Source organism: Methylobacter marinus A45, from assembly GCF_000383855.1.
GTDB classification, from domain to species: domain Bacteria; phylum Pseudomonadota; class Gammaproteobacteria; order Methylococcales; family Methylomonadaceae; genus Methylobacter; species Methylobacter marinus.
The window spans coordinates 283,822-306,204 of record NZ_KB912877.1 but is presented as its reverse complement, the minus strand read 5'-3'; the positions used below and the strand labels follow the sequence as shown (position 1 = coordinate 306,204).

The following is a 22,383-nucleotide window of genomic DNA, read 5'->3' as shown; positions in this document are numbered from 1 at the left end:
CGGGTTACGGTGACGGGCTTCGGTATTCGGCCGGGTTGAAAGCGTATTTTTTCAGCTTGCCGTAGACGGCGCGCGGCGTGACGCCCATGCTCTCGGCAATTTTATTGACATCGCCCCGGTGGGCTTTTAGTGCCGTTTTCAGATAGGCCTGCTCGACTCGGACCAGGGCGCTTTCCTTGATGTCCTTCCATTCGTCGGCGACGTTTACCGTGGTCGGGAGTTCCAAATCCAGGTCGGTAATTTCTTCGCTCTGGGTAAACAATAGGCTGCGTTCGAGGATGTTTTCCAGTTCGCGGACATTGCCCGGCCAGGGGTAGGTGCGTATTTTCTGCATGACTTCGCGGCTGACCGATTGGACTTGTTTGTTGTATTTCTTGTTCAGGCGCTGGATGATCAGGTGAACCAGGTAAGGCAGATCTTCGGGGCGTTCGGCCAGGGGCGGAATGCTGAGTCGGACTACATTAATACGGTAGTACAGGTCATGACGGAACAGCCCCTGCTTGACCTGCTCTTCCAGATCCTGGTTGGTCGCCGAGATGATGCGCAGATCGACCGGCAGGGTCTGCTTGCCGCCGACCCGTTCCAGTTCGCCCTCCTGAATCACGCGCAGCAGGCGGGTTTGCGCGGCCGGCGACAGGGAATCGACTTCATCGAGAAATAGCGTGCCGCCTTCGGCGCGCTCGAAATACCCTTGATGCACTTCGATGGCGCCGGTAAACGCGCCTTTTTCATGCCCGAACAGCGCGCTTTCAAGCAGGCTTTCCGGGATGGCGCCGCAGTTGATCGGAATAAACGGTTTCCGGCAGCGCTCGCTCATCGCGTGGATGGCGCGCGCGATCAATTCCTTGCCGACGCCGGTTTGGCCCTGGATCAGTACCGTCGCCAATGTGGGCGCAACCACTTCTATGGATTGCAGAACTTTCTGCATGGTGGGCGACTTGGCGACAATGGCCGGCGGCTGGTGCTTTTTGGCGGGCGGCTTGGCTTGCTTGCGCCAGATCTGCTGCATGCTTTCCTCGATGCGTTCCTGCAGGTTATCGATATCCTGCTTTTCCTTGACCGGCGTCGTGTCGGTGTATTCGATGCCGGGGCGGTCCTTGCCGGCTTCGCGGTTGGTGTAAACGCAAACTTCGCAACAGCCATGGTTGCGGGCGATGCTCTTTTTGATCTCGACCTTGGCGTAACCGAAGTTTCTGGCCGCGATACCGCCGAATACGCTTGAGGTCATGCCGCATAATTCCGGGAAATTGGTCACGCGGTCGCCGAAGGGGCAGCTGGAGTTGGTCACCGTAATACACGACTGATTACTCGAAGCCAGCGAAAATTTACCGCCGATATTGTTTTTAAGCCCCAGAATGAGTTCGGTATAGCTTTCTCTATCGAGCATGCCGCTTTTGTTGGTGTCGCTACGATAGGTTTCTTCAAAAAAACAACCGGCCGTTTTGGCGATGTGTTCGATTAATTGCTCGCAGTGCTTTTGCCCCTGTTGCTCGCTGGCATGCATCAATTCAAGAATAAAAGTCTGGAGGAAGAAAACGGGCGTTAAATCGGAAAGAGAGTTATTGCTCATGACTGCTTTGTGAAATTGATTTTCACTCATTGAAGCATGGCTTCTCAATTGATGTAAAGTAAAAAATCAAGTCTTTGTTTTTTAAGTAAAATATTATTTAAATTTGCTGGCATGTAGTTTGCTGATTATTGAATCGCACCTTAACAATAACCAATTGAGAGTTTAACGATGAATCAACAAAGACCCCCCTTGGATCCGCATCCTTTAAGTGAATATGTTGCCTGGGCCGGCAGCCGTAACCGCGAACCGCTTTTGGGCGTATTGAAAGAAAAACTCCCTAAAGGCCCTGGCCGCGTACTGGAGATGGCCAGCGGCAGCGGTATGCATATCAATTATTTTGCGCCGCATTTCGAGCATTTGCATTTTCATCCGTCCGATAAGGATCAAAGCGTTTTCGACAACATCAAACAGTTGTCGGTCGATCACAGCAACGACAATATTGCCGATCCGGTGCATCTGGACTTAACCGATCCGCAGACCTGGTTTAATCCTGGCAGTCCGGGATCGTTCTCGGCCATTTTCTGCATCAATATTTTTCAGGTCGCGCCGATTTCAATAGCCGACGGCATGATGGAATGCGCCTCTTATCTGCTCGATGATACCGGTATTCTGCTGATCTACGGACCTTTCCAGATGGAAGGAAAGTTCACGACCGATTCCAACAGGGAGTTCCACGACACTTTAAGTTCCGCCGGCGTCTCGGAATGGGGTCTTAAGGATGTGGCCGATCTGAAAAAAGCGGCCGAAAAGCATGGCCTGGAATTAAAAGAACAGATCGACATGCCGGCCAATAATTTCTCGTTGATATTCGGCAGAAAATAACCAAAGGGAGGAGTTTCCATGAGCAAAATATTGAATGAAGTGCTTGCCGCGAATCACGATTATGCGGCAGGATTCGATAAAGGCGATTTGCCGATGCCGCCCGGCCGGCATTTCGCGATTCTGACCTGCATGGATGCGCGCCTGGACCCGGCCAAATATGCCGGTCTGTCCGAAGGTGACGCGCATGTGATCCGCAATGCCGGCGGCAGGGCCAGTGATGATGCCATCCGCTCGCTGGTGATTTCCTATAAATTGCTGGGCACGCGCGAATGGTTTGTTATTCATCATACCGACTGCGGCATGGAGACCTTTAACGACGAAATCATGCGCGATCTGCTGAGCAGCAGCCTGAAGACGGCTTCTGTCGATGAAAGCGGCTGGCACGATTGCTGCGAGGGGCCGGGCTCGGCGGAAGGCAAGTACATCGACTGGCTGACGATTAAGGACCAGGCACAAAGCGTGCTCGAAGATGTCATACGTATCAAGTCGCATCCCCTGGTGCCGTCCGATATTCCGGTTTACGGTTATATTTATGACGTCAAATCAGGGAAATTAATCGAAGTGCCTGAGGCAACCGAAGCGGGAAAGTAAATAGTGCAGCCATGTTCAGCCGTTATTATTGGTGTTGGTCCAGAGCAAGGACTAGGCGCGACGCTCGCCAAGTATTTTGCTTTAAAAGGTTTGCACGTCTTCATCGCCGGCCGCAGCGAAGATAAACTGCAGCGGGTTGCTGACGTGATTCGGCAAAAAGGCGGCGCGGTCACCTCTGTGATTGCCGACGCCACTGTCGAGCGCGATGTCGCGCATTTGTTCAAGATGGTGGAATTGGGCGGTTTTCAGGTCGAGATTGCCGCCTATAACGTCGACAGTAATATTCCTGCACCGTTGCTTGAAACCGAGGAGAAGACCTTCGCCGTGCTCTGGGAGCAAAATTGCCTGGGGGCGTTCCTGTTCGGCAAAGCCGCCGTGAATGCCATGAAGGAGCGGCATCAAGGCACGCTGTTTTTTACCGGCGCGACTGCCTCGTTGCGGGCCAAACCGCCTTTTACGGCATTTGCCAGCGCCAAGGCCGGATTAAGAGCCTTGGCACAGGGCATGGCACGGGAATTCTCGCCACAGGGCATCCATGTCGTGCATGCCGTGATCGACGGCGTGATCGACGGTGACCGCGCCCGGCAGCAATTTCCGGATTACGTCAAGGCCAAAGGCAGGGATGGTCTGCTGAAACTGAGTGCGATAGCCCGGACCTACTGGGCTATCCATAAGCAGCATCCGAGCGCATGGACGCATGAACTGGATCTGCGCCCGTTCAAAGAACCGTTTTAGGAGAGTGTTATGCCGCAAACAAAGAACTGGTCCTTGCAAGGCGATTATTTCGAAACCTGTAACTGCGAAACGTCCTGTCCCTGCGTCTGGCTGCAACCGCCCACCGAGGGCGATTGCAAGCTGCTGGTGGCCTGGCATATCGACCAGGGGCAGCTGGACGGGCAATCGCTGGACGGCCTGAATGTCGCGCTGGCCTGCTACGCGCCGGGGCTGATGATAGACGGCGGCTGGCAGGCGGCTTTGTATGTCGATGAGCGCGCCAGCGACAGTCAGTCCGATGCGATCGTGCAGATATTCAGCGGCCAGCAGGGCGGCCATCCGGCTGTGCTGATGAGCTTTGTCGGCGAGGTGCTGGGCGTCAAGAAGGTTAAAATCGATTATCAGGGGCAGGGCATCAGCCGGCAGTTGACCATTCCCGGCATCGCCCAGGCCGAGATAGAAAGTATTGCGGGCATATCCGGCGGTCCGGCCACGATCAACAATCCGCCGTTGTGCGTGGTGACCAGCCATCCATCCATTGTCAGCCGGTCCAAACAGTATCGCTATCAGGATTATGACAAGGACTGGACGTTTTCCGGGCGCAATGGCTATTTCTCGGCATTTACCTACACGCCTTAATAATTTGTTTTTTAGAGCACAAATATCTGTTCTGGCCGTTGTACTGGCGGTGATTGTTGCGGCCTGGGGCTGGCTCTTCTATCAGCATTGGCAGATGGTCTCATCGCCGATGTCGCAGATGTGGATGCCGCCGTCGGAAATGGCAGCCTGGCGTTTTATCGACTTCGCGCTGGTTTACAGCATGTGGGCGGTCATGATGGCGGCCATGATGCTGCCGTCCGCTATCCCCATGATCATGGCTTTTCATCGCGTCTGCCAACAGCGCACAAAAGCGCCGCATCGGCTCGGTTATCTGTTTGTCCTGGCCTATCTGTTGGTCTGGTTTCTGTTCAGCAGCGTGCTGACGCTGTTGCAATGGCAGTTTCACGGCTGGTCCTGGCTGACGCCGATGATGGACAATCAGAGCACCGTATTGGCGGTCGGTGTGTTGTTTCTGGCCGGCATTTATCAGTTCATGCCGGCTAAAAACGCCTGCCTGACGCACTGCAAGTCTCCGATGGGGTTCCTGCTCAATGAATGGCGCGAAGGGGCTTCAGGCGCGCTGATCATGGGGTTCAGGCATGGGGCGACCTGTCTTGGCTGTTGTTGGGCGCAGATGTTGATCATGTTTGCCGTCGGGGTGATGAATCTGCCCGCCATGGCGCTGATCACCCTGCTGGTTATTGTCGAGAAATGGCTGCCTGTCGAGTCGGGCTTCATCTGTAAAGCGGGTGGCGTCGTTTTTTTGCTCTGGGGCGCATTGTTGTGGGGGCTTTAAGGCCGGATCATGATCAGTCGCCTGACGGAACAAAAAATCAGGCCTGCAGTCTACGCATGGACAGCGGGCTGTGCTGATTAATGTTTGGGGGAGCTTAATGTCGGTGACTGCCACGGATTGCTTAATGGCAGGCCAGCTTGGACTGTTGGCGACCGGCATGGACCGGACATCGAACTGAAAATTCAAGATGTCGACAGCCAGTTTTGATATTGGCGGCCAGGCCGCTAATGGAAGCAGCCGCAATCCGGTTCTTTTGTCATGAGTAACCAGGCGGAAAGCGAACAGGCTTTTCGCGATTATCGTGATGGCACGCTTACAACGCTCTAAAACATCGGCCTTTTATCTGAAGCTGTTTAGCGCAATCTTTCTCTTATCTTAAGAGTCCCTTAAAGCTTATAATATGGCAAGCTTACGTCCCAGCCGTAACCATCGCGAAAGGAGTATTTATGAAGGCAAGCGTAAAATCTTTAACAGGTGTGCTATTTATTCTGCTGGCGGCGTGTTCCACCCAGGAAGTCAAACAGGGGGCAGATGTCGGGATGCCTGCAACCACCGAGACGCCAGCCGTGCCTGAAGATGCTCCGGACATGTCAGGGCAGAATCCGCCGCTTACCATCAATAAAGGCGATGAAACCCTAAAGCTGGTCAGAATCATGGATGGCGGCGTCTGTAAGAATGATTTTCAAGGCGCTAAAGGGGTGTTTCTGGTTTATGCGGACGCCGACGATATAGAGCGTATCAAGAGAGAGAAAGGTCCTGAGGTCTTCGCCGAATTCGAAAATAAAATACAAGCATTCTCAATTGATGCCCTGCAGGAGGCCGTTGAGGCCACTAATCTTGCCGAAGATCCGTTTTCCCTTGGAGAGGATGAGGCACAGCAGAAGCTGGCCAAGCAGTTGAGTAAGAATTTCCGTAATGCCGTAGCGGCAGCTATTGACGCATTTCAAAATGAAACGACTTTAACCGTTGATGTCGTTCCATTCCCACCTTCCCTTATTTTTTATCAGAATGGCTGTGAAGCCGCTCATCTCGAGCCGGAAACGGAAGGTCAATGAGATAAAGAAGAATCGACACCTCAATTGATCATCCCGATATCAGGCTGTCAGTCTGGCTTTATTTAACGTTCGGTTTGTTATACGCTTTCATCTTGTTTCTCTGGTAAGGAGAAGCGATTGACAGGTCGAATTTTGGTATGTTTTAGGGATGAAGAAAATTCTTTGATCAGGAAAAGTATTATTAAAATACTCAGACTGATGAAGAAATTGATGAATATTATCAACTTATTAAACATAAAGCCTTCCTTTTCATTGCTTAAAAGTAGGGTTAACTTAATTTTTTGCTTACGTTATCCTCGGATAGGCCGGTATTGTTTCTGATAGAACAGTATGGCGCAATTGGACTGATTACCTAGGTTATTGTTAGTGCAACAAAATCATGTAAAAACATTCTAATCCGTTTTATGGTTCATGTGCTTCGATAACTTGACTGCCGGTTTACTGAGAACTCTAAATTAATAATCAAATACGAGGTAAGCTGTTATGGGCTGGAGAGAACGCAAACAACAAGAAACTTATTCCGATGCCGATGTTGAAGAGCGGTTGAAAGAAGAACTGCCGCACTGGTATCTTGAAAAAGGTTGGATTCGCCGCAAATATAAAACCAGCGGCTGGAAATCGACGTTAATGGTTGTGAACACTATCGGGCATCTGGCAGAGGCGGCTTTTCACCATCCCGATCTCACCGTTTCCTATGCTTTTGTCATCGTTAAGTTGATGAATCATGAAGCCAAGGGCATTACCGATAAAGATTTTGAACTGGCTAAAAAAATCGAGGAGGTGATCTGCTGGCAGCCCGGTAAGGAGGGCGGCGCTTTGCCAGGGACCCCCGATGATCCACGCTTCAAATACATTAAATACGATTGAGCGTCTGACTGCGGCCGGGTAACCTGTCAGTTAAAGTAGAATAATTTCGCAGTTTGATCCACTGGAGGTCGAAATGAATGAAGATACTTTGAATATGGAAGTCAGAAAATACCTCAAAAAAGTCGGCGTGACATCGCAGCGAGAAATCGAGCACGCCGTTGCGCAAGCGATTGAATCGGGGAAACTGAATGGTTCCGAAACGCTCGATGTCTCGATGACGCTTGATATCCCTTCTATAAACCTGAATTACAACATTAAGGGAGAGATCGATCTGGAGTAGTTGTGTTATTCTCTCTGTTGCTCTAAAGAAAAGGTAGGGCCAGCATGCTATTAGTCAGTCAATTTATTTATGACGGGTAAATTTGCAGGTGCGAATTCATTTATGCCCTATGGGTACTTGTGCCCTTGAGGGTATTCGCACTTTATGAATTCTAAGGAGTGCACAAGTAACCCGTGCCATACTTTTTTACTCGTCAGAACAAGGTCGACTTAAGCACCAGGGACGCGTATCAGCATGAATCCTATCGTGACTTTTTTATATAAAATATAGAGGGTCTTTTGTTTACGCAGGCGTTTGGAGAACGGCTATGACTGAATTAAACCGGCAACAAGATGTACAAGAAGCAGTTCGGGACGCGGTGGACTCGGGTTCCGATATTTATCGGCGAGTCAAGGATATTACCTTGAAAGCTCTGACGGAACGGCGGCTGGATATGGAAAATATCAGCAATGTGGCTGACGCTGTCAGCAAAGGTATCGGCGAGGGGATGGGAAGTCAGGGCGAATATTCCAAAGAGGCTTTTACGCAGGCGGTATCGGCCTTGGATGATGCTCTGGCGACGGCTGCGGAAGCATCAAAACTGGCTATCCAGGAGGCGGCTTCCAAGGTCAGTGATTATTCCCAACATGATTTTAACAAGGCTGCTGACGATATACAGCAGCTAGAAGAGCTGTTTCTGGGTACGGTCAAGAAAATTGCCAAGGACAGCAATCAAATCATTGCGGATATCGTCAATGACTTTACTACGCATGCGCGGCAAAGCGGGACGGCGGTTGGTCAGCAGGCTTCAATCGCTATGGACGCGCTGAAAGGCCTGCCGCGGATTAGCAAGGACACGCTTATATCAAGTACGGTGGCGGCAACTTCCGCATTAGCTGAAATAGGCAGCGGAATTTTATCAGGCATTGCTGAAAGCCTGCGTTCATCTCAGGCTAAAAAATAATCGCCGGCCAATAAAATGCTGTGGCAGATGCTAAACGCGGCCAGGGATCTGGGGCGGGCCCAGGAAATAGCGACCATATTGATCCGTTACGGCTTTGGCGGTTTTGTGCGTGTCCTGGGGATGGGGCAGGCGCTCGAGCGGGCGGGAAAGGTGTTGCATTGGAAGCACGTGGAGGAATACGTGAGGCTCGATACGCCGCAACGCGTTCGGCGCGTCCTAGAGGATTTGGGGCCCACATATATCAAACTAGGACAAATTCTGGCGACTCGAGTGGACGTGTTTCCACCGCCCTATATCGCCGAATTTGAAAAACTTCAGGATCAGGCGCCTCCTCTGCCGTTTGATGAACTGCTTCCCCAGATTGAAGAGGATATCGGCGGCTGCATCGATGAGGTTTTTGCGTATGTTGACAGACAACCGCTGGCCGCCGCATCAGTTGCCCAGGTTCATAAAGCCGTGCTCAAGGACGGCACTCAGGTTATTTTGAAGGTCCGGCGTCCCGGCCTGCGTAAAATTATTGAAGCGGATTTGAGGCTTTTACAACGCATTGTGGATATTGCCGAATCCGAAGAACCGGAGCTTCGACGTTTTCATCCGCGAAATATACTGCGTCAATTTAATCAATCATTGCGCCGAGAACTCGATCTCGCCAGTGAGGGCCGGAATTCGGAACAGGTCGCTCTCAATTTAAGCGGCGATCTTAATATCAAAATTCCCAAGGTCTATTGGGAATGGACGTGCGAAAGACTGAATGTTCAGGAATACATTGAAGGCGTGCAAGGCAGAGACCTGGAATCGGTCGAACGAGCAGGGTTGGACAGAAAACTGCTGGCTGATCGTGGCGCCAAGGCAGTCATGCAAATGATCATGGAAGATGGTTTTTTTCATGCTGATCCGCATCCGGGCAACGTATTTTATCTGCATGATAATAAACTGGCGTTCATCGATTTCGGCATGATCGGCCGCCTGACTGAAGAGCGTCGGGAGCAGGTCGTCAGTTTGCTGTACGGCATGGTCAACCATGCCCCTGCCAGGGTAGTTGAAATCCTGGAAGACTGGTCGGACAACCCTACCGTAGATGAACAAGCGCTTACCGTGGAGATAGAAGCCTTTGTCGATCAATACAGTTCGCTCACGGTCAAGGATTTGAGTCTGACGGACATGATGGGCGATCTGATGGCCTTGCTGAGGGATCACAATCTGATTCTGCCCGCGGATCTGGCTCTGCTGATCAAGGCTTATATTACCCTGGATGGCCTCGGCAGGCACCTTAACCCCGACTTCAACACCCTGGTCTTTGCGGCGCCTTATCTTGAGGAAATCATGATGGAACGCTACAGGCCGGAAGCCATTGCCAGGCGTGGCTGGCGTAATCTGGTCAGTGTCGCCGATATAATTTCCAACTTGCCGAAGGATATGCGCAAATTGCTGCATGCCTCGCGCAAAGGCGCTTTTCAGATCGATATCGACGTCAGGCATCTCGAATACTACGCCAACAAAACCGATAATGCCATGAGCCGGCTCACCATGGGCATCATAACCGCCGCGCTTATTATTGGTTCATCCATTATCACGACGATAGAAAGAGGGCCTTATATCTTCGGGGTGCCGGCTTTCGCTTTTCTTGGCTTTACGCTTGCAACCCTGGGATTTGTCTGGGTACTGCTTTCTATGTGGCAAAGTGGTCATAAACGCTGATGACTTCTTGTAATAGCAAAGGTTGTAAGTATTAGAACTTATAGTTCTCTAGCTAATTTGAGATGATAATGATTACTTTAGCCTTGATTTTTAAGGCTGATAAGACTAGATCCATGGATTAGCTTCCTCCTTCATTAAGAGATTAGAGGGATTTATCATGAAGAACAAAAGCATCCTGAGAGGTATTCATGAGCTATATAGAGACAATCCTGAGAAAGCAGATCAGCTCATTTGGGGCAGGGAAGTCGAGCCGGTTTCCCGGCGAGGGTTTTTAAAGAAAAGCGGGTTATGGGCGATGAGCGCTGCACTGGGCGCCCATATCCCTTTTGCCGACAATATGCCTGGCGGGTTGATACCAGCCGCTTTTGCAGATACCGATGAATCTTTCCATATTCCTGGTAAGCATCCCGGCCTGATTGTGGTGAATGACAGGCCCGTCAGTGCGGAAACACCAGCCCACCTACTGGATGATTTAATTACCCCGGTTGATAAATTATTTATCCGCAACAATGGTATTCCGCCTGAAAACATTGATCCCGCCGCCTGGATGCTGCGCATCGAAGGCGAATCCATCGAATCCCATGCCCAGTTCAGCCTTGAAGAGCTGAAACGGAAATTTAAACATTATACGTACCAATTAACGATCGAATGCGCCGGTAATGGCAGGAGTGAATTTAATCCGCCAGTTCCCGAGGGGCAATGGACGGTTGGGGCGGTAGGTTGTCCTGAATGGACCGGCGTGCGTCTTCGGGATGTGCTGGAATCGTTAGGCATTAAAGATGACGCGGTTTATATAGGCTATTACGGGCGTGATACACATATCAGCGGCAAATCCAGTCTTGATTCTATTTCCAGAGGCGTACCGATGAGCAAGGCGCTTGAAGATGAAACGCTGATTGCATGGGCCATGAATGGTGCGGATATGCCGGCCATGAACGGTCACCCGTTAAGATTGGTCTGCGGAGGCTGGCCTGCTTCCACGTCGGGAAAATGGCTCAGTAAAATTGTCGTGCGCAATAAAATCCACGATGGCGCCAAAATGACCGGGCTTTCTTATAAGGTGCCTTGCCACCCTGTTGAGCCGGGAAGCAATGTTAAGGATGAGGATATGTGTATTATCGAGTCCATGCCGGTTAAATCGCTGATTACCTATCCAAAAACAGGGGCGATGATCAAGGCTGGACAGAAGTTGTCACTGCGTGGCCATGCTTGGGCGGGAGATTTGAGTGTATCGGCTGTGGATATTTCCAATGATTTCGGTGCGACCTGGCAGCGTTGTAAGCTGCGGCAGCCTAAAAACCGGTTGGCCTGGCAGCATTGGCAGGCGGAGCTGGATTTTCCCGGTCCCGGTTATTACGAGGTCTGGGTCAGGGCGACCGACAGTGCCGGAAAAATGCAGCCCATGGTGGTGCCGGGCTGGAATCCGAAAGGTTACCTCAATAATGCCTGCCACCGAATTGCCGTTAAAGTAACCTAGTACGCAGTCAGCCTTGTTCTGACGAGTAAAAAGTTGCAGAGCATTCATGGTGTACGAATAGTGCGAATACCCTCAAGGGCACAAGTACCCATAGGGCGTAAATGAATTCGCACCTACAATTTAACCGCCAAAATTAAATTGACTGAATACGAGTCAGGAACTGTCATGAGTTTATCTGTTAGGGTTAGGGTTATGATTTTTGTCTTGTCGCTGTTATTCGCTCAGCAGCTGGTATCGCGACCTAATATAGACGCTAAGACGGGTTTGATTATTGATCAGGGATATCTCAAGGTAAAATCCGAGTGCACTGTTTGTCATTCAGCAAAATTGATCATACAAAACAGGGCAACCCGAGAAGGTTGGTTGAAAACGATTCGATGGATGCAAGATACGCAAGGCTTGCATCAACTGACTGCGGAAACCGAAGAAGAAATACTGACATATTTAGCGAAAAATTATCCTTCTGAGCACAAAGGACGTCGTGCAAATCTGATTGTTGAGAACTGGTATTGGTTAAATCAAGAGCAATAGTTCTTAACTCCATAGCCGGCTTTGTTGTTTAATGCCGTTCCCCATTAATAATTCCAATTTCATCAGGAAATTATTCCCAATATCTGCCCCAATGAAATGGACGTCAATTTCATTAAAAGATGGCAATAAAATAATATTGTAAGCTTTGATCTGCAATAAAGTAAAAACATAAGTTTTTAATATTTATGAAATATTAAGTAATTACTATCGATAAGTTAGGCTTGCTTTTATTTCAGGTATTGTCTGTCAAGAGGGTGTGAAAACCCTTTTTTTATTTTTACATCAAAAGCTTAAATAAATATTAATCATCTTGTTGTTTTAATCGAATATTTAGATCATTCCGGAACTAAATAAGAAGATACTAAATTATCTTGTTTTTCAATGCACTTAAGTGGTTATGAAGAGCTTCGGAAAGCGGGGTTGGAGAAAGAGTTTCTTTGTTTTATTGTTATTTTTATATTATTTATCAAATAGTTATTGGTTGTTTGTGTATTTTGTAGGGATGGGATAACCATTGCGTACTGACGTGGCCGCTTTTTCTGAACTTGAAAGCGAGGCTGAATTTAGCGGGTCGGCTATGCGGATATAAAGAAATTATCTACTACGAGGTCGAGAAATGATCAGTATTAATCGATGCGCATAATTTCAAATGACACAACCGCGTTACTCAACGGTTTGAGCTAAATATAGCCTGTTTCAGTATTTGAAAAAAACTGGATTTCTACTGTCATCGATTGTCAATAAAGCTTCAACAGAAGTTAATTTAGCAATACTTAAATTTTAAGTGTTTTTTAAGATTTCATCTATGTCTTTTTGATGTTTATTAATTGATACTGTAACCGTATCAAGAAATTAGTAAAAACTTAAAGCAAGGGTTGGGTTAATATTAAGTAATATTACTAATGGTAACAGTACTAATGGTAATAAATAAAAATAATAGTATTATAAATTCTAAGTCTAATCCTTTATTAAGTCGTTAATGGATGAAGTGGTTATAATGCGATATATATTTATATGACAAATCGATTAATTAGCTATTAATTGATCGTAATGTTTCTAAGCTGATTTAGAAAACTGAGGGGTAAAATAATGATTAAAAAATTTGCTTATATATTAATACCTGCCTGTGCAGCTATATCAGTTGCAGAAGCGGAAACAATGAAGTCAAGTCCGACACTACTTACAGCGGGTGAAATGGATCAGGTGACTGCAGGTTCAAGTATCGACGTTGATGCGGGGGCAATAGCTATTTCCAATGTTTTAGCGCTCACAAAAACCACTACTGCGGCCATTACAGTGGCGGGCGGCGATAATCCCAAACTTCCGGGAGGGGGATTTGCTGTCGGAGGGCTGGCCCAGGCAAGCGCTGTGGGCGATGGAGCTGCGGCGGACACATCTGTAACACCAACAGTGGGCATAACCGGCTCAAATGTTCATTCCATCCAAGTCGACGTTAAATCATCAGGCTCTATAAGTAACCTGAGCGGAAGTGCCATTGTTGCGGTCATTGCGCCTACAGCTCTTCCTTTTTAACACGAATCACTGACATCAGCTTGGTTTGTTCAGATTGAAAGAATTTAGAATGTCTTCGAGCATTATGCTTGGGACAGGCTAAGAAACCCCTTAAGTTTTAAAGGACTTAAGGTATTTGTTAGATAAATTAAACTGAGGTGTTTTGCTATGAAATTAATAAAAACAATTGCTGCAAGCGTACTGGTTTTGGGCATGGGTTCTGCATTTGCTGATGAGCCAGTCGCCCTGACAGAAACACAAATGGATAATGTATCGGCCGCTGGTCTTGCCGTGGCTGACGCTTATGCTGCTGCCGCAGGTTTATTTGCCGCTGCGACATACACTAACACTGCAACAGGTGTTATCGTTTTGCAATCCATTCCAACTCAAGCTGGCCAGATTACTCAAGATTATACATTCTCTTACTCTTCTGCATCAGGTGCTGCGCTGTAAGACCTGTCTAATATTGTATTTAAAGTAATGTGCTATTCAATAATTTGGAGAATATAAAATGAATAAATTAACTAGTTTGTTAGCAGGTGCTTCAATGTTGGTAATTGCTGGCGGCGTAAGCGCTGAACCTATGGCTTTGTCCGCAGATCAAATGGACGGCGTCAGTGCTGGTGCATTAGTGGTATTTGAAGGCGCTGGCTATGCTGATTCTGGTGCTGGAGCTATTTCTAACCTGCTCGGCATAACATATACAAATGCTGAAGTTGATGTTCAACCTGGTTTGGGTTTTGTTGTTTCAGGTGCGGAAGGCACTTCAGCAGCGCTTTCTAGCTATGCTTTAGGTGTCCCTACTAATGGCGCCGTAGCTTTCAGCGGCTCTTCTTCATCAGCTACATTATTCTAAAGAAGAAAAAGCAGGAAACGCCTCTTTATGTTGAAGCGTGAGAGGCGGATCCCACTCAAAGCGCACTAGTTCAAGTTACGCCTCGCATTAAATGATAATGCGGGGCGTTTTCTTTTTCCACGACTTTTTTACAAAAAATAAAAATATCAAAAAATGATTTCTCCTGGCTCCATTCGGAAGCTTCAATGGAAATAATTCTACTGGAGATAAAAATGCCTATATTTACATATAAAAAAGATAGTTATTGTTTATTCGGTCACGGGTTTTCCCTTGTTTCAATGCTGAAGCGCTTTTGTTCAAGGCTTACTTCTGAAAAACCTATTATCTCCGGCATAACAGGTATGCAAAAATTAATGACACTGACTTGGAGGGATTTTTTAACAGCTAAAAAACTGGGGCTATTGCTGTGTCTGATAGGAAGCTATCCAGGAATTTCCCCGGCCCGTTCTGTGAAGTCATTGATTGAAATGCGGCACGAGAATGTCGTTATACAACAATGGGATCTGAGTTGCGGCGCGGCAACTCTAACCACGCTTTTAAATTACCAGCATGGTGATCCGGTAACGGAAAAGGAAGTTGCAAAAGCGCTGATGAGCAGGGATGAATACATCAAAAATCCGGGGTTGGTCAATATTCGCCAGGGTTTTTCGTTACTGGACCTTAAACGTTATGCAGATGCTCATGGTTACAAAGGCATGGGCTATGGTAAACTCACGCTTGATGACCTTATTAAAAAGGCTCCAATCATTGTTCCGATAAGTATTATGGGATATAACCATTTTGTTATCTTTCGGGGGATACAAGGCAACCGTGTATTATTGGCGGATCCTGCGTGGGGTAACCGGACAATGCTTGTTGATATGTTTGAAAAGATGAGAATCGATTTCCCTAAAATAGGCAAGGTCGGTTTTGTAATTACTAGGCTTGATGGAGCTGAACCGCCTAATCGCTTGAAGCCTGAATCACGCGAATTTGTAATGACACGATAGGTATTTTATGACCAAAAATAATAATAATCGGATAAACTCACTGAAATATTCTGTCCCACCTTGGAAAATTTCATCAAAATTTATCTTATTGATTAGCACGGGGATGCTGGTATCGAGTTGGAGCTATGCCGCACAGGACGCAATAGATAAAACTTCGGAAACAAATTTACAAAACAAACTGATACAAAAAATTGCTGAACGGGATCAAGTCATTGCTGATCTTCAGCGTCGGGTTCAGCATTTGGAGCAACTTGTTACAGCCCCTGATGCCGGCCGCTATTCTAGCGCCAAAGGTAGCGTTGCTCCGACAAGTGCTCCTGAAAGAACCGCATCACTGCCACCTGCGAATCAGCCGCAGGCTCAAAATAAATCGGCTAACAAGCAATCAGCCAGTTCAGCTCCAGGTAGTTTTGAAATAGATGAAGATGCAGCCCAACGCGCATTGGAACGTACATTAGTCCAAACTGGTGCTTTACTGTTACCCTTTGGTCTGGCAGAAATTCAACCCTATGCAACCTACACACGGAGAGAAGCTGATACGCCTATTTTGGCCACTGCAGGAGGGCTAGTGCTCAACCAACGCGTCCGCCGAGACGAAATCGATGCAGGTGCAACATTACTGATTGGCCTGCCTTTTGAATCTCAGGCTGAAATGCGTATTCCCGGCCGGTTTATCGAACAATCCGTGGTCACCTCGATACCCGGAGCATTCCCTAATGATATGAAATCCAGTGCTTCAACTTTTGGTGATGTGAGTGTCGGCATTGCTAAAACCTTAATGCATGAGAGTGATTGGCTTCCGGATGTAATAGCCCGATTTACATGGGATTCCGCGAGTGGCAATATTACTGACAATAATGTTTCAACGGGAATCGGATTTGACGATTTCATTGGTTCATTAACATTCCTAAAACGTCAGGATCCGCTGGCTTTTACCGGTAGAGTCGCTTATCAAACAAGCTTGGAGAGAAATGGTATAGAACCGGGTGATCAGGTTAATTTCTCGGTCTCCGCAATATTGGCAGCCAGTCCGCAGACCTCTTTGAATATCGGTTTACAGCAGGCATTTATTCAAGAAACCAAGATTAATGATATTGAATTGCCAGGCAGTGACGGTGTTTCGAGCGCCTTTACTTTTGGTGCTTCATCGACCATCGGGCACAGATTATTTTTCTCCGTTCTCGGCGGTATCGGTCTGACGGAGTCATCACCTGATTATTTTTTAAACGTAACCATTCCATTCAGGTTTGATATTCCTTTTAAATCGGAACTTTAGCTTCTCCTATCTCTTTTTACGCACAAAACAACCGGAGGCGTTTTAGCGGCTGCACAAAGGTGGGCTGAAACTCCTCCTCGTAGTGTGCGCTTACGTCTGCAGTGCTTGATTGATTACCGCTGATTTTAAGTGCTGCCTTAGAGATAATAGACTATCAACAAATTCATCAGGTTGCTGCAGTATGCAATCAGTGCGTCTAACGCATGTTCAAGACAGGTGAGTATAGAAAATCACGATTGTTGAATGTCAAACCCCACCCCTTGAATCATCGAAAGCCAGCCAGGTTTAATAGCTATGATATGGCCGCGCCAGCATTTCAAACATCTTAATATTGCTGCATGGAAAAGTTATAAATTAGCGCCTTGACTCAGCGCCCTAAAAAGCTTGACCTCAGCAGTATGCTCACATTATGATTTCCTCAAAAAGTGATAGTGAAAGGGTGACGGTCTGCTTGATGTATTTTATCAAAACAGAGATAAAGGCCGCATAGGAGTGATTGGCAAATCAATTTATGACATGGCTGCTTGCCGATTTAACAGAGCAGTAACACATCATAAATAATTAAGCTTATCGCTTCACTGAATTAAATTTGGGAGCATTTAGCGCATAAAGTCTCACCAATACAATCATCACCATTGCTGGCAGTCCTATATTCTTTGTTTCGATCCAGCGAAGGCTCGGAACATTAATCCATAAACAATTTAGCGTTCTACCGATCCTTGCGTATTAGTTTCGTCGTCTTAAATACGATGATTTCAGCAAGCAAAGGGCAGAGACTTCCTGTCTGGCAGCAAATTTATTGATGCAAGAGATAAATAACTGATTTCGTCTTTAATAATATCAAGTTCTACTCATCCTCTGATAGATTGCTGATTTACAGTTAATAAGGACTTTGAATTTATTAAGAAAAAAAAGAATTTCATGGCCGTAATACAAAGGCAACCGCCTGAATAGGTTGATTACCGAAACGAAGATGCTTTTCAGGTAATCTGAATTTAAGCGATATATGCGGTATGCAGTTGGCCAGCAGGCCGTGAAAAGGCGCTTGAATATAAATATTCAATCATTTTGTTTTATAGGAGAATTTTTTAAAGCAGCTTATCAGGCTTGTTAGTTTCAAGAAATAAGAACAGCGCAGTATCAGTTATTCAATCTTCAGAGGGAGTAATTTAATGAATACTCATAGGATCATCATATTTCAGTTAACGGGCTTATTTATAGTCGCTTCATCTTTATCTTTAAATGCTCAAGCAACATCAATACCGTTCGCAGAAACATCGAGTGATTTGGTAATAACAGTCTCAATTCCCGACAGTGTGCCTTTGTATAGCCTTGCCAATGCCAGCAGCGAAACGTATACGAGGGCGGTTAGCACCAGCACAGGCCAGCAGACATCCCCGACAATGCACAGCGCCATAGCGTCAGCCATGGTACAGATTCCTAATGACGGGGAAACGACAGCAACATTTCATAATACCTTTCACACTGCGTCTGGAGCATTTTCGGCCGAGCCTCTTTTTTCAAAAGGGGCAGCCATTGGCCATGGTTCGGTAGTCAATCTCACAAACACAACATCCTCTTTTCTAAACCTTAACTGGGACTTCACGAAATTTAATTTAAAGACAGAGCCTGTTTCTGCTTTTGCTTATATTAGCGATACGATCAATATCACACAGCTGTCGGCATCGGGTTTGCGTACAACGTCCAGCTACGGATTTTTTACTTTTGTGGAAAACGGGAAACACACAACGGAATTTTTAGGTGATTTTAATGTAGCCGACTCTCTGAGAAACTGGTTTGACGACAATATAATGCATTTTCAGAATCAACTCATGTTAAAAGAAGATGCGCAGGCTCTGAATGTGGATATTCCTTTACTGACCCACAATGGTTTAGTGGTGCTGGGTATCGATAATACCCATACCGAGATATCATATGAAGCACCTCCAGCAGCTGCCTATCAGGTCGAAGACAAGATAGGGCATTTTGCACCAGATAGTAAAAGCGGCCAGGTTCATTGGGATGCGGACCGCAAGATATTATCGTTTGATGATTTATCCATTAATACGCTTACCAATGAGTTCAATCAACATTACGAAAATGATCCACTAAATGGCGGCATGCTGGAGATTGATCCGTTACAACTCATAACCAGTTATGACGGTCGCGAGTATTTTGCCGGTAAAGAGCTAAGGCTTGTCGATAAAAACGGGAATGTCTTGTATAGGGCTAGTCTGCCGAATCTGGTTTTCGATGATCGATTATTCGAAAGCCAAGGGTTTAATATGTTTGCTCCGATACTTAATATTCTTGAAGCCGATGAAAATAACTCAAATTGGTTACGTGACTATCTTAGCAAGACTGGACTTGATTCTCTTTTATTGCCTGAGTTATTTATCGGTTTTGATCCGGTTGATAATGCCGGAAATATCTGGAAGCATAATTTCAATGCTGCCGCGAAAACCATTCTGTCTTTCGGCGGCGCACCTTTAACAGCCCCGACAGCGGTTCCTCTGCCAAATAGCTTTATTTTGTTTGCTTTGGGATTAGCGGGTTTATCTATTATAGGCCAAAGCCGAAAACGTAAATTTTCTTATTCAGTCAGTATTAGCTGATAAACCACGGAGGGCGTTTTTATAATTAGATGGTTGAGCGCGGTTTTGTATGTTGGATAGAGTCCTTTGCGAAAGCCTGATGCGCTTAAAGCTTTGCAATCGGCTGTCGTAACCAGCGCTGGCTATTTATAGACCATATTTTGCCAGCGCACTGTTGCTGTTGCTACAGTGCGCTGTATGAAGCGATAAATGCCAGGGTATCTGTTGTCCTAATACTCAGTCAGCCTTGTTCTGACGAGTAAAATTTGCGGAGTATCCATAGCATGCGAATAGTGCGAATACCCTGAAGGGCACAAGTACCCATAGGGCATAAATGAATTCGCACCTACAGTTTATCCGCCATAATTAAATTGACTGAGTACTAGAAGAGGGCTGCAGGTTGTCGCAGGCTCTTGAACGAGCCTGTTCAGTACTCGAGATTTAAGTTACAGATTGCATTCAAATGCAGTAAACACAGATCCATCCTCTTCAAGTGTTTCAAGACGGACATCGAATCCCCAGAGTCTTGCGACATGTTTCAGCACCTCATCAGCATTTTTAGCTAATGGCATTCGGTGATACTGGGTATGACGTAAAGTCAATGAGCGGTCGCCTTTGCGATCAACATGATAAACCTGGATATTGGGTTCATTGCTGCCCAGATTGTATTGTTCAGATAATGCCTGGCGGATATATTGATAACCGTCTTCATCATGGATGGAGGTCACTGCAATCTCTCTTTCCCTGGAATCATCCAGGATAGAAAACAGTTTGAGGTCGCGAATGACTTTAGGCGACAAATACTGGCTGATAAAACTTTCATCCTTAAAATTTTGCATGGCAAAATGTAACGTTTTATTCCAGTCGCTACCGGCTATTTCCGGGAACCAGTGTTTATCTTCTGGCGTCGGGTTTTCACAGATCCTGCGGATATCGCTCATCATGGCAAAACCCAGCGCGTAGGGGTTGATGCCTGAGTAGTATTTGCTGTCGAAAGGTGGCTGATAAATTACATTGGTATGCGATTGCAGGAATTCAATCATAAAGCCATCCGTCACCAGCCCTTCATCATAAAGCTGATTCAGGATCGTGTAATGCCAAAACGTGGCCCAGCCTTCGTTCATTACCTGAGTCTGTCGTTGAGGATAAAAATACTGGGAAATTTTGCGGACGATACGGATAATTTCGCGTTGCCAAGGTTCCAGGAAAGGTGCATTTTTCTCGATGAAGTAAAGGATATTCTCCTGGGGTTCTTCGGGAAACCGGGCTTCTTCTTCAATTTCATCACGCAACACTTCCTTGGTGGGGATAGTGCGCCATAATTCGTTAACCTGAGATTGCAGATAGGCTTCACGATCCCGTTGCCGGGCTTGCTCTTCCTGCAGCGATAATTTCGATGGGCGTTTGTATCGATCCACGCCAAAGTTTTTTAAGGCATGACAAGAGTCGAGTATGGCCTCAACCTGTTCTTCTCCGTAACGTTCTTCGCAGTCCGCAATATAGTTTTTGGCAAACAGCAGATAGTCGATAATGGAGTCCGCGCTGGTCCAGGTCGTGAATAAATAGTTCTTTTTGAAAAAGGAATTATGCCCGTAGGCGGCATGCGCGATAACCAGCGCCTGCATGGTCATGCTGTTTTCTTCCATTAAATAGGCGATGCAAGGATTGGAATTGATCACGATTTCGTATGCCAATCCCATCTGGCCTCTTTTATAACGCTTTTCGTTTTTAGCGAATTCCTTGCCGAATGACCAATGACTGTAACCAATGGGCATGCCAACTGAAGCATAGGCGTCCATCATTTGTTCGGCTGTAATAATTTCCAGTTGAACCGGGTAGGTATCCAATCCGAAATTATTGGCGATACGGGCTATTTGTGTGTGATATTTTTCTATCAGCTCAAATGTCCATTCCGATGTTTCCGAGAGGGGCTTTCTACTCATGCTCATGCGCTTTGCTTCTCAAAAAGTTTGCGGAATACAGGATAAATATCAGCGACTCCTGCGATACGCTGCATGGCGAAATTGCTCCATTTGCTTTTCAGAGTCAGATATTCATGCCAGAGGTTCTGATGCCTGTCTTCGGTAATTTCAATATAAGCATAATATTGCATATAAGGCATGATCTGCTCGGATAGTATTTGCGTGCAGTCTTTTGAGTCGTTATCCCAGTTATCGCCATCTGAAGCCTGCGCGGCATAAATATTCCATTCGGAAGTTGGAAAACGTTCCTGAATAATCTTGCCCATCAGATTGAGCGCGCTGGATACGACCGTACCACCGGTTTCCCTGGAATAAAAGAAGGTTTCTTCATCGACTTCGCTGGCTTCGGTATGGTGGGAAATGAAGACAACCTGGATTTTTTCGTACGTTCGGGTCAGAAACAGATATAACAACATGAAGAACCGTTTTGCCATGTCTTTTTCTTCAGGCCCCATGGAGCCCGAGACATCCATAACGCAGAACATGACTGCTTGAGTCGTGGGTTTGGGCCTGTCTATACGGTTGTCATAACGCAAGTCAAAGGTATCGATAAAAGGAATCTGATCCACTTTTCTCTTGAGCCGATTGATTTCCTCGCGTAGCGCAATAACCACGGCATCGGTCTCACTATGGCGCTTGAGCAAATCCTCCAGTTCCGTTTCGGCTTCGGCAATACTGTTGATATGAGGGGCGCGTAGGGCGATGCGCCGACCCAAGGCCCCTCGTAATGAACGAAGAATATTGATATTGGTGGGAATTCCTTCGCTGGTATGTCCTGCCCGCACCTTTTTGGTTTCGTGTATAGTCGCCAGTTTGGTCTTGACCAGATTAGGCAATTCAAGATCTTCAAAAAAGAATTGCAGAAATTCTTCACGGGTCAGCTCAAAAACGAATTCATCCAGTCCTTCGCCGGTGTTGGAGGCTTGACTGCCTTGACCTTGTCCGGCGCCATCCTCGGGGCGCGCGATTTTATCGCCCTGCCGAAATTCTTTATTGCCTGGATGAATGCTTTCCCGATAGCCACCCTGACCATGATGGAAGAAAGGTTCAGAGGTGTCTCTTGCGGGGATAGAAACCTTTTCACCTTTATCCAGATCGGTCACGCTACGCTCGGTTACAGCGTCGGCAACGGCTTTTTTAATCTGGTTGCGAAAACGGCGAATAAATTTCTGCCGGTTAACGGCACTCTTATTCTTTCCGTTCAGGCGTCTATCTACAATTTGAGTCACA

General features: G+C 46.8%; 21 protein-coding genes. 18 read left to right on the top strand and 3 right to left on the bottom strand.

Annotated features, from left to right (window positions below):
* Positions 1-4: 4 nt before the first annotated feature.
* Positions 5-1,570 (bottom strand): sigma 54-interacting transcriptional regulator, encoded by a 1,566-nt coding sequence (locus tag METMA_RS0101305; protein WP_027146940.1) that lies wholly within the window; start codon positions 1,568-1,570, stop codon positions 5-7.
* A gap of 168 nt (positions 1,571-1,738) precedes the next feature.
* Here METMA_RS0101305 and METMA_RS0101300 point away from each other — a divergent pair, with 168 nt between their 5' ends.
* The 18 genes from METMA_RS0101300 to METMA_RS0101210 all read left to right on the top strand — a co-directional run bounded on the left by METMA_RS0101300 (position 1,739) and on the right by METMA_RS0101210 (position 19,192).
* On the top strand, positions 1,739-2,392 hold the full coding sequence (locus METMA_RS0101300; protein ID WP_020157248.1) for a DUF938 domain-containing protein: 654 nt from the start codon (positions 1,739-1,741) through the stop codon (positions 2,390-2,392).
* An 18-nt stretch (positions 2,393-2,410) separates the two neighbouring features.
* Positions 2,411-2,983, top strand: a complete 573-nt coding sequence (locus METMA_RS0101295; protein WP_020157247.1) for a beta-class carbonic anhydrase — start codon at positions 2,411-2,413, stop codon at positions 2,981-2,983.
* Positions 2,984-3,718 (top strand): SDR family NAD(P)-dependent oxidoreductase, encoded by a 735-nt coding sequence (locus METMA_RS0101290; protein WP_027146939.1) that lies wholly within the window; start codon positions 2,984-2,986, stop codon positions 3,716-3,718.
* A gap of 9 nt (positions 3,719-3,727) precedes the next feature.
* Complete coding sequence (locus tag METMA_RS0101285; RefSeq protein ID WP_020157245.1) at positions 3,728-4,336, top strand: DUF1326 domain-containing protein; 609 nt, start codon at positions 3,728-3,730, stop codon at positions 4,334-4,336.
* 4 nt (positions 4,337-4,340) lie between these two features.
* The gene (locus METMA_RS0101280; RefSeq protein ID WP_020157244.1) at positions 4,341-5,093 is read left to right on the top strand and encodes a DUF2182 domain-containing protein; all 753 of its coding nucleotides are present in this window, start codon (positions 4,341-4,343) and stop codon (positions 5,091-5,093) included.
* Positions 5,094-5,539: 446 nt separating this feature from the next.
* On the top strand, positions 5,540-6,148 hold the full coding sequence (locus METMA_RS0101275) for a hypothetical protein (protein ID WP_020157243.1): 609 nt from the start codon (positions 5,540-5,542) through the stop codon (positions 6,146-6,148).
* A 483-nt stretch (positions 6,149-6,631) separates the two neighbouring features.
* On the top strand, positions 6,632-7,015 hold the full coding sequence (locus METMA_RS0101265; RefSeq protein ID WP_020157241.1) for a 4a-hydroxytetrahydrobiopterin dehydratase: 384 nt from the start codon (positions 6,632-6,634) through the stop codon (positions 7,013-7,015).
* Positions 7,016-7,088: 73 nt separating this feature from the next.
* The gene (locus METMA_RS0101260) at positions 7,089-7,295 is read left to right on the top strand and encodes a DUF6494 family protein (protein ID WP_020157240.1); all 207 of its coding nucleotides are present in this window, start codon (positions 7,089-7,091) and stop codon (positions 7,293-7,295) included.
* A 307-nt stretch (positions 7,296-7,602) separates the two neighbouring features.
* On the top strand, positions 7,603-8,238 hold the full coding sequence (locus METMA_RS0101255) for a DUF6781 family protein (RefSeq protein WP_020157239.1): 636 nt from the start codon (positions 7,603-7,605) through the stop codon (positions 8,236-8,238).
* Between the two features lie 15 nt (positions 8,239-8,253).
* Positions 8,254-9,936, top strand: a complete 1,683-nt coding sequence (locus METMA_RS0101250) for an ABC1 kinase family protein (RefSeq protein WP_020157238.1) — start codon at positions 8,254-8,256, stop codon at positions 9,934-9,936.
* Positions 9,937-10,093: 157 nt separating this feature from the next.
* Positions 10,094-11,413, top strand: coding sequence for a sulfite oxidase (locus METMA_RS0101245; RefSeq protein ID WP_020157237.1), 1,320 nt, complete (start codon positions 10,094-10,096; stop codon positions 11,411-11,413).
* Between the two features lie 165 nt (positions 11,414-11,578).
* Positions 11,579-11,944: a hypothetical protein gene (locus METMA_RS0101240; RefSeq protein WP_084254066.1), complete on the top strand. Its 366-nt coding sequence runs from the start codon at positions 11,579-11,581 to the stop codon at positions 11,942-11,944.
* A gap of 1,089 nt (positions 11,945-13,033) precedes the next feature.
* Positions 13,034-13,477, top strand: a complete 444-nt coding sequence (locus METMA_RS0101235; RefSeq protein WP_020157235.1) for a hypothetical protein — start codon at positions 13,034-13,036, stop codon at positions 13,475-13,477.
* Between the two features lie 147 nt (positions 13,478-13,624).
* Positions 13,625-13,909, top strand: coding sequence for a hypothetical protein (locus METMA_RS0101230; protein ID WP_020157234.1), 285 nt, complete (start codon positions 13,625-13,627; stop codon positions 13,907-13,909).
* 58 nt (positions 13,910-13,967) lie between these two features.
* On the top strand, positions 13,968-14,312 hold the full coding sequence (locus METMA_RS26820) for a hypothetical protein (RefSeq protein WP_152565145.1): 345 nt from the start codon (positions 13,968-13,970) through the stop codon (positions 14,310-14,312).
* A gap of 212 nt (positions 14,313-14,524) precedes the next feature.
* Entirely contained in the window at positions 14,525-15,301 is a 777-nt protein-coding gene (locus tag METMA_RS27350) for a C39 family peptidase (RefSeq protein WP_232216303.1), read from the top strand.
* A 7-nt stretch (positions 15,302-15,308) separates the two neighbouring features.
* Complete coding sequence (locus tag METMA_RS23650) at positions 15,309-16,577, top strand: hypothetical protein (RefSeq protein WP_020157232.1); 1,269 nt, start codon at positions 15,309-15,311, stop codon at positions 16,575-16,577.
* A 1,172-nt stretch (positions 16,578-17,749) separates the two neighbouring features.
* Positions 17,750-19,192, top strand: a complete 1,443-nt coding sequence (locus tag METMA_RS0101210) for a hypothetical protein (RefSeq protein ID WP_156830435.1) — start codon at positions 17,750-17,752, stop codon at positions 19,190-19,192.
* A gap of 425 nt (positions 19,193-19,617) precedes the next feature.
* Here the strand turns inward: METMA_RS0101210 and METMA_RS0101205 are convergent, their stop codons facing one another.
* The gene (locus tag METMA_RS0101205; protein WP_051114316.1) at positions 19,618-21,114 is read right to left on the bottom strand and encodes a SpoVR family protein; all 1,497 of its coding nucleotides are present in this window, start codon (positions 21,112-21,114) and stop codon (positions 19,618-19,620) included.
* A gap of 2 nt (positions 21,115-21,116) precedes the next feature.
* Positions 21,117-22,382, bottom strand: a complete 1,266-nt coding sequence (locus METMA_RS0101200) for a YeaH/YhbH family protein (RefSeq protein ID WP_020157228.1) — start codon at positions 22,380-22,382, stop codon at positions 21,117-21,119.
* Position 22,383: the final 1 nt, after the last annotated feature.